The 13,897-nt window shown below is 59.2% G+C and carries 10 protein-coding genes; 3 read left to right on the forward strand and 7 right to left on the reverse strand.

Annotated features, from left to right (window positions below; all coding sequences use genetic code 11):
- Nucleotides 1-342 precede the first annotated feature (342 nt).
- Entirely contained in the window at nt 343-3,603 is a 3,261-nt protein-coding gene (locus tag GJR99_RS10635) for a helicase-related protein (protein WP_151111961.1), read from the forward strand.
- The gene (locus GJR99_RS10640) at nt 3,596-7,216 is read left to right on the forward strand and encodes an Eco57I restriction-modification methylase domain-containing protein (RefSeq protein WP_151111963.1); all 3,621 of its coding nucleotides are present in this window, start codon (nt 3,596-3,598) and stop codon (nt 7,214-7,216) included. Before GJR99_RS10635 ends, GJR99_RS10640 begins: the two co-directional genes overlap by 8 nt.
- Nucleotides 7,217-7,233: 17 nt before the next feature.
- Here the strand turns inward: GJR99_RS10640 and GJR99_RS10645 are convergent, their stop codons facing one another.
- The 5 genes from GJR99_RS10645 to GJR99_RS10665 form a co-directional block, all read right to left on the reverse strand.
- Nucleotides 7,234-8,139, reverse strand: a complete 906-nt coding sequence (locus GJR99_RS10645; RefSeq protein WP_151111965.1) for a DMT family transporter — start codon at nt 8,137-8,139, stop codon at nt 7,234-7,236.
- Between the two features lie 101 nt (nt 8,140-8,240).
- Entirely contained in the window at nt 8,241-8,831 is a 591-nt protein-coding gene (locus GJR99_RS10650; protein WP_151111967.1) for a DUF7411 family protein, read from the reverse strand.
- 3 nt (nt 8,832-8,834) lie between these two features.
- On the reverse strand, nt 8,835-9,197 hold the full coding sequence (locus GJR99_RS10655) for a DNA-binding protein (RefSeq protein ID WP_151111969.1): 363 nt from the start codon (nt 9,195-9,197) through the stop codon (nt 8,835-8,837).
- A gap of 104 nt (nt 9,198-9,301) precedes the next feature.
- Nucleotides 9,302-9,757 carry a 30S ribosomal protein S19e gene (locus GJR99_RS10660; protein WP_151111971.1) on the reverse strand — a complete coding sequence of 152 codons (456 nt, stop codon included), beginning with the start codon at nt 9,755-9,757 and terminating at the stop codon, nt 9,302-9,304.
- 158 nt (nt 9,758-9,915) lie between these two features.
- Complete coding sequence (locus GJR99_RS10665) at nt 9,916-10,944, reverse strand: lysylphosphatidylglycerol synthase transmembrane domain-containing protein (protein ID WP_151111974.1); 1,029 nt, start codon at nt 10,942-10,944, stop codon at nt 9,916-9,918.
- A gap of 130 nt (nt 10,945-11,074) precedes the next feature.
- Between GJR99_RS10665 and thiL the strand changes: the two genes are divergently transcribed.
- Entirely contained in the window at nt 11,075-11,956 is an 882-nt protein-coding gene (gene thiL, locus GJR99_RS10670; protein ID WP_151111976.1) for a thiamine-phosphate kinase, read from the forward strand.
- 42 nt (nt 11,957-11,998) lie between these two features.
- Here the strand turns inward: thiL and GJR99_RS10675 are convergent, their stop codons facing one another.
- Both GJR99_RS10675 and GJR99_RS10680 read right to left on the reverse strand, forming a co-directional pair.
- A complete protein-coding gene (locus GJR99_RS10675; RefSeq protein ID WP_151111978.1) occupies nt 11,999-13,138 on the reverse strand; it encodes a site-2 protease family protein in 1,140 nt (379 codons plus the stop codon).
- Between the two features lie 312 nt (nt 13,139-13,450).
- Nucleotides 13,451-13,699 carry a DUF7123 family protein gene (locus GJR99_RS10680; protein ID WP_151111980.1) on the reverse strand — a complete coding sequence of 83 codons (249 nt, stop codon included), beginning with the start codon at nt 13,697-13,699 and terminating at the stop codon, nt 13,451-13,453.
- Between the last annotated feature and the right edge of the window lie 198 nt (nt 13,700-13,897).

Consider the following 13,897-nt stretch of genomic DNA (forward strand, 5'->3'; position numbering starts at 1 on the left):
GGCTCCGCTTGAAACCTGTTGTTCGAGAGCGGTGGGGCGCGCGCTTCGTATTTATGTAGATACTATGCGGCGGTGTACTGCGCCGTTTCCGGACTTCTAGAGCACGACATCGAGGGTGAACGCCGACCGGTACTGTCATTTGAATGTATTACAAGTGTGGTGATAGTACACGCAAATGACGTCTTCTTGCTGTGATTCCGAACTACCACGCCATCTCGAATCTATGCTCACGAGTGACGCGTACGACTGGACCACCAGACGACCCGCGGAGACCGAAGACTACGAAGGACACACCACCTTCGATTCGAACACTACGCCCCGGTTGAAGGAGCGACAGAGACGATGAAGGACATCGGAAATCGGGTCATCGACAACAACGCTGGACTGTTAGGGGACGACAGAGAAGGAAGCGTCCTCGACGTGTTCGAACACTATCTCACGAAGGCAATCGAAGCCGACCGTGAGAACAGTTTCCGAATGGACATCGGGACCGGATTCCTCTTTTTCTCCGGGTTCGAAGCGATATCCGAAACGTTTCAGGAGCTACTCGAAACAGAGACCGTGAGCCAAATCGACGAACTGGAGTGGGGGACCGAAGCCCCCATCAGAGTCGTGATGGGTCCCGAAACGTCGAACCGGACGAAGTCGATTCTGCTCGCTCTCGTCACCGACCAAGTCATCGAATACGACGACGAGGCAATCGACGTGCTCCAGACGTTCATCAGAGACGGATTGATCGACTTTCGAGTCATCACTGAGCGGACCTTCCACCCCAAGCTGTACAGCTTCTACCTCCGTTCTGAGGTCCCAGATGACGTCTGGGCTGGTTCGGCTAACTTCAGTAGAAGTGGGCTTCAGAACAACATCGAACTCTCGGTGCAGATGCAGACCGGAAACCAAGACCGAGAGCTATTCCGAGAGTGGTTCGACAAACTGTGGGAACACGGTGAAGAGGACCTCGACGTGTTAGAAGTCCTCGAAACCGTCCAACAGAGTGACTACGTCTACCAGCCACCGTCTGTCTTCTTCGCGAAACTCGTTCGGTACCTCGACCGGGACTACTTGCTGGACAGTACGACTTCGGTCGATGGCTCTCCGCTTCTTGAGTACCAAAATTTGACGTACAACATCGTGATGGAGCGACTCCAGCGCTACGGGGGATACATCCTCTCGAACAGTGTTGGAACTGGCAAGACGTACGTTGCCGCACAGACTGCAGCGACCTATCAACGGCGGTCGCCAAATCAAGAGATCTTGGTTGTCGCGCCGTCGAGTGTGACCGAAGAGTGGAAATCGGTGTTCGAAGAGTTCGGCGTCGACGCGGACGCGGAGTTCCTCTCGATGGGGATGCTGCAGAAACAGCCACTCGAAGAGGCAACAGATGGTGACCGTATCTTCGATTACCGGGACTACACCGACCGATTTAGCTTGATTATCGTCGACGAGGCACACAACTTCCGGAACGACAGTAACCGCCGGAACAATCTGGAGGACATCGTTCGACAGAACCACGATGCCGACGTGTTGCTGACGAGCGCGACACCAATCAACATCAGTCCCGAAGACCTCTTTTCGTTGATCGACCTGTTCTACCGCGGACCGAGAGTCCAGCAGTTCGAGAAAGCGGGCTTGAAATCGCATTACGAGCGCACCCGACAGAAACTGAAGCAGTTAGACAACTACGACGACCTCAGCAGTGGCCTCATTCAGGACATCAAGCAGATAGAAAACGAGTTGTCCATCAAGATTACGTGGCGTATCATCCAAACGGAGTTCGAAGACGACCTTCGCCAGTTGGCGGGAGACGACGTCGAGTACGAGGACCCGGAAATCACAGAAGAAGAGTACGACTACCCCGCTCAGTACCAGAACGAAGTCTTCGACGAAATCGTTCCCTTCCTCGACCAACTCAATTACGAGCCTTCGAAGCTATGGGATGGGCAGGGATACCAGGACTTCGACAACCTGATTTTCCGGCACAAGTGGCGGTTGTATAAGCGACTGGAGAGCAGTCTCAAAGCGTTTCACGACAGCATCGACAATCTTCACAAGCGGTTTATTCTGTACTACGAGGCCATCGAACGGGACACGGCATTCGAAGAGAACGACGTTGCTGCGCTGTCTACCAGTATCGACCCGAACGAAGCGGCAAACGCGACGGACCTCGAACGACTCGGCACTGTCGTTTCCACCTACCGCTCTCTCGACCCGGACCTCCAACAGACCGTCCTCCGGAACTTACAGGCAGATATCGATCTAATCGAGCAGATGTTAGACCGAATCACGTCTGCGTTTGGCCGCGCGTCAACTATCCCCTACCCCGGAGACCGAAAGGTCACGAGACTTCGGTCGATTATCGAAGCGAAACTCTCTGAGGACAAACCGCTGGTCATCTTCTCGCAGTACAGTGACACAGTCGAATACCTGTACCAGAGTCTCTCTGCAGAGTTCGACGGCGTGCGGCGTATTCACGGAGGGTTATCAACTGACAAAGAGGAATTCGTCTCTACGTTCAACCGTGGCGAGTTCGACGTAATCATCACGACAGACATGTTGGCAGAGGGGGTCAACATTCCGCGTGCAGACGTCATCGTGAACTTCGACCTCCCGTACAACCCGGTCACACTCATCCAGCGGACTGGGCGGGCGTTACGGATTACGAACCCGAAGAAAGTCGAGGTTCACAACTTCCGTCCTGCGGGGTCTATCGACCGCGAACTCGAACTGTACGAGAAGTTGGACGCACGACTCGACACCATCCTCGACATCGTCGGGTTAGACTTCATCGTCTGGTTAATGGACGAGAAGAAAATCGAGCAGTTGCACAAAGACGAACGCGAAGAGTATCTGGAAAGCTTAGAAGAGTACAACGACACGATGGCTTCCTCGGACCCGAGTGAGATTGCCCCGGAGCAATCCCCACCGGAGGAGACACGGACGGACCGGGTTTTACGGCGAGCCATCGACACGTACAACTTGTCTCCGGACGACATCTCGGTGGTCTCAGCGTCCATAAATCGGCCCATATACACGACTCTTGAATCCGCCGGTGGACAGGACCAACCGACCGCTGACATCGACGCCGAAGTTCGTGAAACGCTCTTGTCAGGGTTTGCCATACTCGGTGAGACTGGCGGCGACCCGTCTGTCTGGACGCCGCTTCACCGGAGTGTGAAAGCAGGACCGAAAGGTGTGGGACTCACAGCGAGCGATACGGACACTATCGAAACGATTCGAAAAGAACGCCAAGAACAGTATAACCGAGAACGAGTGACTGCTGGTCAGTTAGGTCGTGCCGCGTCGCAACTGATCGACCTCGTATCGGACGTGCTAGGTCTGGTTTCGGATTCGGAGATGAAAGAGACACTCAGTGCTGTCCGAGAACGGTTAGAAGCAGACGCGTACACCGTTCCACAGCGCAATACTCTGGAGGACGCGCTGTCATCAATTCAAAAAGAGGACTACGGGTGGATGTCGAACCCGGACACCGAGATACGGAACTCATCGGAATGGCAAACAGTTATTCAATTATCGCAGAAAGGCACGAGTACTTCCGGAGAGAGCGAAGTAAAAGCCGTCATCAAATACCACACCAATGACTGACGCTGCAGACTACCCGACTACGCTAGACGCCACCCCCACGCACAGAACTGACGGTGGCTACGGATACGAGTACCTCGTCGACGCCGCGTACTTCGAAGAGCCAACGTCGGATACGGTCACGTACGACCCCGGCCACGACGTCACGTATCAGTTCAGTATCGAGGGGTCGGTGCGGATTGCATACTTCGAGTTCCCGATGTCGGCCGTCCCTCGGGACACGCCGAAGAAGATTACCCAGGAGTTGAAACGACGGACTCGACTGCAGTACTTCTGGTTCTTCGACCCGGAGACCAATCGAGTGCAGGTGTTCCGTGCGTCTCGGGGGAACTTCCAGTTCATCTACAACCCCGACCACCACACGTCGACGACGGCAGAGAGCAAGCGCGATAAGTTACGCCAGGTCCCGGACGATATCAACGCACTCTTCGATTACAAGGACGTCGTCGACCGTTTCTACCGAGAGCTGTGGGACCATCGCTCCGACCTCGCGAGTTCTCTCAGGACCAAGAGTGGTCACACGCTGAGCAAGAGAGAAGAACTCCTCTCTGCACAGCGTATCATCGACCGTCTGGTCTTCCTCTACTTCCTCGTCGAACGCGGCGTCGTCGTTCCGGTGAACGACTCGAAAGAGATGGTTCCTGGGAAGACAGACCGTGTGTTCGACACGCTCGTGGGCGAACACGACGACTTCTGGGCGCTCCTTCGGACCATCTTCTTCGACCGATTGAACTCCAAAACCACTGACGACATCAAATTCACCGGGTCGTACTGGCTCCACGTCCCGTATCTCAACGGTGGACTGTTCCAACCCGAGGACCTCGAAACCACGGCGGGCGAACTCGTCTCGGAAGACGAAGAGCTAGTCGTCGAGGACTTCGATTGGGAGGCCCTCGTCAGCGAACTCAACGAGTACAACTGGCTTCTGGATGGACTCGAGGGGACGGACGAAGACGAAGCCGACACCGTTGGAAACCTGACCCCTGCCGTCCTCGGCTACATCTACGAGAAGTTCGTCATCTCGGTGAGTAAAGTCGGTGACGACGTTCGTCTGAGTGACCTGGACGCGTCGGAACGAAACGACCTGTTGTCGGAAGGAAACAGCGAAGTCGGCGCGTACTACACGGGCGAGGACATAACCGACTTCAAGGCCCGTCGGGCGTTGTGGGAAGGGTTGCTGGAGAAGTTCGACGAAGACCTCGGTAGTGGAGCGGTACCCAACGAACTGAACGTCACCGACCTGTACAGACCGGGCAACGAGCAGTCTGGGCGAATCGAGTCGGACCAAAAAGACGGGTTCGACGTCCTCTACGAGGAGTACAAGACGTCCGAGGAGGTTCTGGAGTACGTCGATTCGAAGTTGACGGAACTGAAGGTGTGCGACCCCGCCGTCGGGAGCGGTTCGTTCGCGCTCGCGGTGGCGAACACGCTGTTCGAGTGGCGCTCGATGTGCCGACCCGACACCGACGAGTACGTCCTCAGACGCCAGATAATCGCACAGAACATCTTCGGTGTCGACATCCTGGAGGGAGCGACAGAGATCTGCAAGTTGCGTCTGTGGCTGTGGCTGATTAGTGCGACACCGGTAGACACGACCGAAGGCGCACCCGTCGACGAGCGAGACGAGATTCCGCCGCTCCCCGACATCACGTTCAACATCCGAACAGGGAACAGTCTCCTCGGGTTCACCGACACGGCTGCTGTGACCGGGAAAGAGCAGTACACGCTCGATTCTCTGACGATGAAGGACCGACTCAGAACGTATGGGCGAGACGTCGGTGACTACAGGGAATCTGCCGACCCCGAAAAACAGACGAAGCGCGAACTCGAACGCCGGCACGACGAACTGAAATCGGAGCTCGACGAGTGGTACGCAGGTGCACAGAGCGACTCGAACAACAACCGCCTCACTATCGCCGACCACGTCGACGACGTCGGGTCGGCGTGGGACAGTCTGAACGCCGCGCCGCAGTCTTCGACGACGCTCAGTGTCAAAATCCCGGATGGGATTCCCGACTCTATCGACGAGTATCTGGTGCAGAACGGCTTCACCACGTACAAATACAAAGCTCGGTTGGATAGTCCGACACTCGAGAAAGACGACGTCGAGAAGATTTTCGACCACCTCCGACAGCACTTTTCGGACCCCGAGGATTGGAGCGTCCTCGTCGAACGAGAGTACGCTGGGCAGGACTTCCGCGACGACAAACTGGACGCGTGTCACTGGCCGCTCGAATTCCCGCAAGTGTTCGTGGATAACGGCGGGTTCGACGTCGTCATCAGCAACCCACCGTACGGTGCGTCTCTCAGTCCTGAAGAAGAGCCACTGCTGAAGACCGAGACCAACTACGAGTGTCAGGGGACGAACGACTCGTGTGAGTGGTTCTACGAACGGGCGTTGGACCTCGTCCACGACCGGGGTGTCATCTCCTACATCGTCAGCAAGAGTATCGCCTTCTACAGTTCGTGGTCCGACATCCGCGGACGACTGCTCGAGGAGACCGAGTTCAAACACATCTTCGACGTCGGCCTTGGATTCGTCGGCGTGAATCTGGAGACCATCGCCATGGTCAACACGCTCGGCGGTGACGGCCGGCGAAGCACTCCGACGGTGCACCGAAGCAAAGACCTCCGAAGTACGACTGCGAACCAACCGGTCCACCTGGGATGGGTCGACCAAGCGTTCATGATGGATTCGAAGACCATCATCTTCCGACCCGTGACTGACGACCAGAGCGACGTCTTGGAGCGCCTGCTCTCACACGGACGGCGTCTCGGTGACGTGATGTCCACCGACGACACGACGAGGCAGTTGTACATCCCGGACAGTACGAAGAAGAACCTCGACGACGGCGACGACCACTACATCAACAAGAACCCGTGGGTCCAGGAGTTCTACTTGGAGGACATCTGGCACAAAGACCTCGGCGACTACCGCGACTCAGTCGACGAATACGCCGTTCCGCGCGTCATGCTGAAAGTCCTCCGAGGGACCCGACTCCGTGCGTGGGTCGACCCAGAGGGCGAAGTGGTCGGGACGGAAAAGCTCGTCAACGTTCCACTCGAAGAGAGCAGTCCGGAAGAGATTGCGTTCGTGTACGCTGCACTGAACCACCCATGTGCGTCTTTCTACCTCCAGAAAGCGATTTTCTCGGAGACGACAGAGACCGCACGGGTGATGGACGGTCAGTACTCGAAGCCGATTCCGATTCCCGACGTCTCAGAAGCTGTCGAAACGGCTGTTGCACACCTCGCGTGGACGCTCACGATGGCGAGACAACTGGACCACGACTCGAACCGCGACCTCACGGACGACGTCGACACCATCCACTCCGGCCTCGACGCGATTCTCGGTGCACTGTACGTGGGTACGTCGTCCGAAACGGTCGACCGCTGGTGTGACACGGTGGAGACGACCGACCCTGATACCGAACGCGTCCACGAACTGTTTGGAGCGTTCTACACCGAGCGGTTCGCCACTCGGAACGGGCGTCCAGACCAGTACTGGAACGAGATTCAGTCGCTCGTCGAAGAGACTGTCGAGACGGTCTCACAGTGGGACACCGACGAGATTACGACATCGCGCGAGATGGACGTCGTCGAAGCGGTTCTCTGATTCGAGTCGGTGACTGGTTACCCGACGACCGAAACGAGCGTCCCCACGTCACCGATTGCGATGAGTGTGACGCCGGCGACGGCGAGAAACGCCGCGACGAGGCGGGTCCCGAACTGCGATTCACGGAGAATGACACCACCGAGAACGACGGCCACGACGGCCTGCGTGTTGATGATCGGCGACCCGATACTGGCCGGAATCAGCGAGAACGCCACCGAGGTGACGTGTTCGCTCCCGGCGACGACGAGGCCCATGACGGCGAACCTCGGTAGGTGGCCCCGAACCGATTGCCAGTCGCGGACGGCGAGTGGGAGCAAGACGAGCGCCCCACCGACGAAGAGAATCGGAACCCACAGCGACGTCGGGATGGACAACTCTTGGAGGGAGACCCGTTTTCCGACGTCGCTGACGGCGTAACAGATGGCGCTGGCGAGGGCAAACTGCGCCGGCCGAGAGTTCGCTGCCCGGCGAAGCGGGTCGAAGAGCTTTCCACCCTGGTAGTTGGTAACGTACACTGCCAACGTCGCGACGGCAACACCGACGAGTTGGAGCGCAGTCAGGTGCTGTGAGAGCAGAACGATTTCGATGGGCAAGACGAATACGGGGACGAGTTTGTTTATCGGCGCGACGTACGACACGTCACCGCCGTCGAGGGCTTCGACGAAGAGGACGAACCCGAGGCCGATGAAGACGATGGTGATGAGGACGACACCGACGCCGACGAGTCCGAGTTCGGAGAACGTTGGTATCGGCGCGGCGTCGAGCCTCGTCGCAGTGACGGGTGCGTACCACGTGACTGCGAACATGTTGATGACGACTGCGAGTTGCGCCGCGGAGTATCCCTGGAAGTAGCGTTTGAGGCCGAAGATGTAGACACCCCACCCGAGGGCAGCGAGAATGGCGAAGAGGATACCGGGGTCCATAGTTCGTCTGGCACCTTCGGAGAAGAAAAGCGACGTGATGCACGCCCGCCGACTGGCGAGGTGCGAGTCGAACAACCGACGCTGTCGCCGTCGCGACCTGCTTACCGGCGACCGTGGACGTAACTTTGGATGTGGTCGGGGAAGACTTCCTCGACGGCTTCGGCACCGTACTCGTCGGCGATGAGTCGTCTGAGTTCTCCCTCGTAGTCTGCCTTGGGTATCTCTTCGGACGGCCCCGTCTCGACGTCGAGGTGGGACTCGACGAGACGGTCGACCGCACCGCGGCCAAAGCCCGAAAGCGGTGAGAGGTAATCGACGCCGTGGCGGTCTTCGAGACTCTGTGCCTGTGCCCGTGAGATGGACGGGACACGGTCGTCACGGCGTGTGCCGTCGGCGACGGCGTCGAAATCCAGTCCACAGACGGCTTCCAGGGCGTGTTCGTGGACCGTCTGGATGCCGTTTCGTGGGTAGCCGTCTTCGACCATCCGCGTGGCCGCCTCGTCGGCGACTTCGCGGTCGAGCTCGAGCGTCTCGAACTCGTATCCCAGTTCGAGTGCCGCGTCTCTGGCGTGTTGCCAGTCGTCGGTGACGTCGAAGTGCGCCGTCACGAGCGTGACGTCGTAGAACGTATCGAGAAGCAGTGCGGCGAGCGAGGAGTCCTTGCCGCCGCTGTAGAGGAGCGCGAGTTCCACGTGTTACCGGCGTCGAATGTTGAAGCTCTTGGACTCCGGCTGGAGTTCTTTCAGGAGCGCTTTCATCTTGTCGTCGTCGATGCGGCCCTGAATACGGCCGCTCTGGGCGAGGGCGACGATTTGCCGTTCGACCTGTTCTGCGAAGTCCGGTTTGGACATCTGGACCGCGTTGAGTCGCTGGCGTGCTTCGTCGGTCAGGAACTGTTTGAGGAGGGCCTGTTTCTGCTGTTCGGCACGCTGCTGGGCTGCTTCCTCGGCTTGTTGCTGCTCTGCAGAGCCTTGCTGTCCAGCCTGCTGTTCTTGGAGCTCTTGCATCTTCTTCCGTCGAAGCTCCTCCAGTCGCTCATCGTCTGGGCTGCCACTCATACACTAGCGCACGGTCTGATGTCTGAAAACCATTACGGACCGGTCTACAGACCGCTCTCTCCGGGTTTGCGGCCAAAGAAGAACTCTCGGTGTGTCGGTGTCGTCTACGCGTAGCGTTCGAGTTCCGGGCGGTCGAGTTCGGCGAGAACGTCGGACGCGGCGTTGTCGAGGAAGCTGCTCCCCTCGGCGGTGATGCGGCGACCTTCGCCCTTGGCGGTCTCGATGAGGCCTTCGTCTTCGAGCTGCTGGAGGAGCTTACGGATGACCTTCTTGCTGCCGGTGTCGCTGTGTGCGCCTGCGACACTGTATCGGTTCGAGCCACGCTTGAGGCCACCGTACTCGGTGGAGAGGCGGTCGACACCGATCGGACCGTTCATGGCGACTTTGCGGAGCAGGCTCGCACCACGGATGAACCAGAAGTTGTCCTGCTGTGGGGGCAGTTCACGGGTCTGACCGGTCTTTGCGAAGGCCATCCAGTCAGGTTGCTCGATACGGTCCTCGAGTCGTCCGGCTACCTCGTCGATGAGGGCGTCCGCCGGGACGTCATAGATGGTTACCATGGGTATGGGTTCTTAATCGCGGCGTTTAAAGGCATCGTATTCGCCTGATACGGGCAGTTGAAGCCTCCTGCGCACCGGTCGGCATGTGTTGGTCCCGCATCCCACGATGTCGGCTCGCCACCCCCGTGATGTCGGTTCCTCACCCCACGATGTGGCCGTTATGCTCGCCACTCGCGAGCACTCTCGAGGCCCAACACGAGGCCGCCGACGAGTGTCGGAACCCAGTAGATGAAGCCACGGAAGAGGACGACACCGGCAGTCGCCACGTCGAACGAGACGGCACCACTGGCGGCCGCGACGAGGATAGCGAGTGTCCACTCGATGCCGCCTGCCCCGCCGGGAAGCGGCGTGACGCCGGCGATTGCACCGATTGGAACGACGAACAGCGCGATCGAGAAGGCGATGGGTGCGCCGATGGCGTGGAACGCGACCCAGAGGCCGACCATCTGGAACAGCCACCCGAGGCCAGACAGTCCCAGGGCGACTGCCAACCCGCGTGGATTCCGGCCGACGCGTTCGATAGCTCGGAAGAACCCGTTGATTCTGCGTTCGACACCGTCTGTCGACGGGACGCGCACGCGTGGAACGTATCGTGCGACTCGCTGAATGATCGGCGTCAGTGCGTCGATGAGTTTCCGTTCGAGTTCGTACCGTCGCTGCCAGACGATGTAGACGGCGGTGGGGACGCCGATGGCGAGTCCGACGACGGCGACCAGAGCGATTTCGAGGTTTCGGCCGAGCGTGACTTCGGTCGCGTAGTAGCCCGCACCGATGAGGGCGATCGTGATAGACGGGACGAAGTTTATCGTGTCCACGCTGGCGATAGCCGCGAGTCCCGTCTCGTACTCGGTGTCGGCACTCCGCGAGATGAGGAGTGCGGTGACGGGTTCGCCACCGGCCTGTCCGAACGGGGTGATGTTGTTCGAAAACATCGCTCCGGTGAAGACGAGGAACGACCGCAGAACGCTGATGTCGACGCCGAGAACCCCGAGTACTGTCTTCAGGGAGGTCCCCCACGTCACCAACCAGAGTATCGTGATGACGAACAACCCCGCCACGAAGGCCGGACTCACCATCGTCAACCGATTGATGAGTTCGTCGACGCCCGCGAAGTAAAACAGGACGGCGAAGACGACGAACGCTGCGGCGAACCCCAGTATCGTCGCTCGAATATTCTCGCGGGCCATCTGCCCGAAGTGGGTCCACGAAAGGCATTAACCCACCGGATTACACGGACGAACTCGGGTGTGTCTGCCGACTGTTCCGAGAGCTACCTGGATAGATGGACATTTCTGCCGGGGGAGACACGGTCGGTGTATGGACGAGCGCACCGCCCTTCGACTGCTCGCCGCGGACCTCCCCGGTGCCGGTGACGACGCTGCAATCGTCGACGACCTCGTCGTCACGACCGACATGCTTCACGAGGCCACCGACTTCCCTGCTGGGACGACTCGCTACACTGCTGGGTGGCGAGCAGTCGGCGCATCGCTGTCGGACGTGGCCGCGATGGGGGCGACGGCGACGTGTGCAGTCGCTGTCTACGCCGCTCCAGAACTCGACGAGGCGGAACTCGGAGACTTCGTACAGGGCGCACGCGACGTGTGTGAGGCCGTCTCCGCAGAGTACGTCGGCGGTGACCTCGATACACACCACGAGTTTACGGCAGTGAGTACGGCTATCGGCCGCACTGACGACCCGGTGCTTCGGTCCGGTGCAACTCCGGGTGACCTTCTCTGTGTGACGGGCGAACTCGGCCGCTCGGCCGCCGCAGTGCGCCTGTTCGACGCTGGCGAGGTAGAACGTGCCAACGACCTGTTTCGGTTTACCCCGCGCGTCGACGCCGGTGTCGAACTCCGCGACACCGCGACGGCGATGATGGACTCCAGCGACGGACTCGCCCGGTCGGTCCACCAACTCGCAGAAGCGAGCGATTGTGGGTTCGAACTCGACTGGGACGCGCTGCCGGTTCACGACGCTGTCGAGACGGTCGCCACCGACGACACCGACCACCGCGACCTCGCCGCGTACTTCGGCGAGGATTTCGAACTCGTGTTCACGATTTCAGAAGACGAACTCGACGCTGCCCGTGCCGAAATCGACGTGCCACTCACTGTCGTCGGACGGGCGACTACTGGGTCAGAAGTCGTCGCAGACGGTGAGGCGGTTCCGGACCGTGGATACACCCACGGCGGTGACTGAGCTTCGAAAACTGGTTTTGGGACACCACCCCACTGCGTCTCCTCACGCCGGAATCACTTGAATCGGCACGAGGAGGAAACACGCCGCCCCGAGTGCGAACGTGAACAGGCCGACAGCGATGCGGCCCGGTCCGAGCGGTGTCTCGTCGACTGGGTCTGCAGGGCCGTTGTAGGCGATGAACGTCGAGAGGAGGCCCCAGAAGAACCAGAGGCCGACGGATTCGTTGATGCTGAGGCCACGGACGTAGTAGAGGTAGCCCGCGATACCGAACAGGAACAGCGGGACGGCCGCAGCGAGAGATTCCTGTCGTTCTCCGAGCATCGCACGGACCATGTGACCGCCGTCGAGTTGGCCGACCGGGAGCAGGTTGAGGACGGTGAAGAACATCCCGACCCACCCGCCGATGACGACGGGGTGGACGACGGTCCGGGGGTCAGGGTACTCGGTCGGTTGGCCGAGTGCCGCGGCGATGGCGTCGAGCAGCGGCGGGTTGTTGAAGACGATGACGTCACTGGAACTCGAGAACGCCCACGCCGGGACGGTCAGCGGTTCGAGTGAGAGGCCGATGACGGTGACGACGATGGTGGCCGCGAGTCCGGCGAGCGGGCCTGCGACACCGATGTCGAACAGCGCCTTTCGATTCGGCATCTGCCCCCGCATGCGGATAATCGCCCCGAGCGTCCCGAACGGGAAGATGAACGGGATGAGATACGGGAGTGAGACGTTGACACCGTGGTACTTCCCCATGAGATAGTGGCCGAGTTCGTGGACAGAGAGGACACCGAGGACAGCGGCGGTGAAGGGCCACGCTTGGAGCGCTAACAGTGGATTTGCGGTCAAGTCGGAGAACGGTACGTAGTACCACCCCACCGCTCCGACGAACAACGTCGAAACGATGGTCGCGACGAAGAGCGCGAGGTTCTTCCACGGGAACCCGTCGATACCGGTCGAGATGGGTTCGGCGACGACGATGTCGGTACCACCGAACCCCGTCGTCTGTGCTTGCACTTCGTACCCTGCCTGACGGAACGCAGGCCACACCTCCCGAACGAGCATCTGTTCGGGGACGAGCGACTCACCGTAGTAGACGAGTCGTCTCCCGTCGGTCCGTGTTTCCTGTACGTCGAAGACCGTACGAAGTACCTCGACCGGCGGTCCGTCCGCCGATTCGGCCTGTTCCATTGCCACTCGGTAGGCGTGCGACGTGCATAAATCCCGTGACGAGACGTTTCGCTCACGCTGTATCAGTCACGAGTGACGGGTGAGTTCCCTAAAATCGGGGACTAGCAGAGAGAAGAGTTGGGGGTCGACCCAACAGGTAGTGGTGTTTAGGGCGGGTGTGTGTCGATGATGTTCGGCGGGCAGTGGTCGTGGCAGGCGGGTGGTGGTGGTGAACGGGTGGTGGTGAACGGGTGGTGGTGGACGGGTGGTGTTCTGTGAGTCGAGATGGGGTCTCTCGGGGTGATTCGGGCGGGTTTTCGGCTCGTTCGTCGTTCAGGCAGCAGATTCGACACGCCACGTGGTCGCACTCGTGTACGACCACTTCTCGATGGTCAGCTCCGTCGCGGAATCGCGGAGCTTGACCATCAGCGCGCCGATCTCTTTGGGAGAGAGACCGACGTCGTCGGCGATGAACTTGCTCTTGAAGTACATCTCGCCATCTTTGGCACGTTCGAGCAGATACTGCTTGAGACGGTCTTCCTTCGAGCTGCCATCGGTGGAGGGGGATGCTGTAACGCTCATCTGGTACACCTCACTCCTTCATACCTCCCATAAGGTGTTATAAAGGAAGGAACGTTGAGATTAGTTCGACCGCTTTCAGCTTGAATCCACGAAAAGAGTCCATTTTACAACTCTTCTAGAAACGCTTAGATATTTTATAACGCCATTTAGGAGATTTATTCGCAACATAATATACTAAATGAATGTGTCTCAAATATG

Source organism: Haloferax marinum, from assembly GCF_009674625.1.
GTDB lineage: Archaea > Halobacteriota > Halobacteria > Halobacteriales > Haloferacaceae > Haloferax > Haloferax marinum.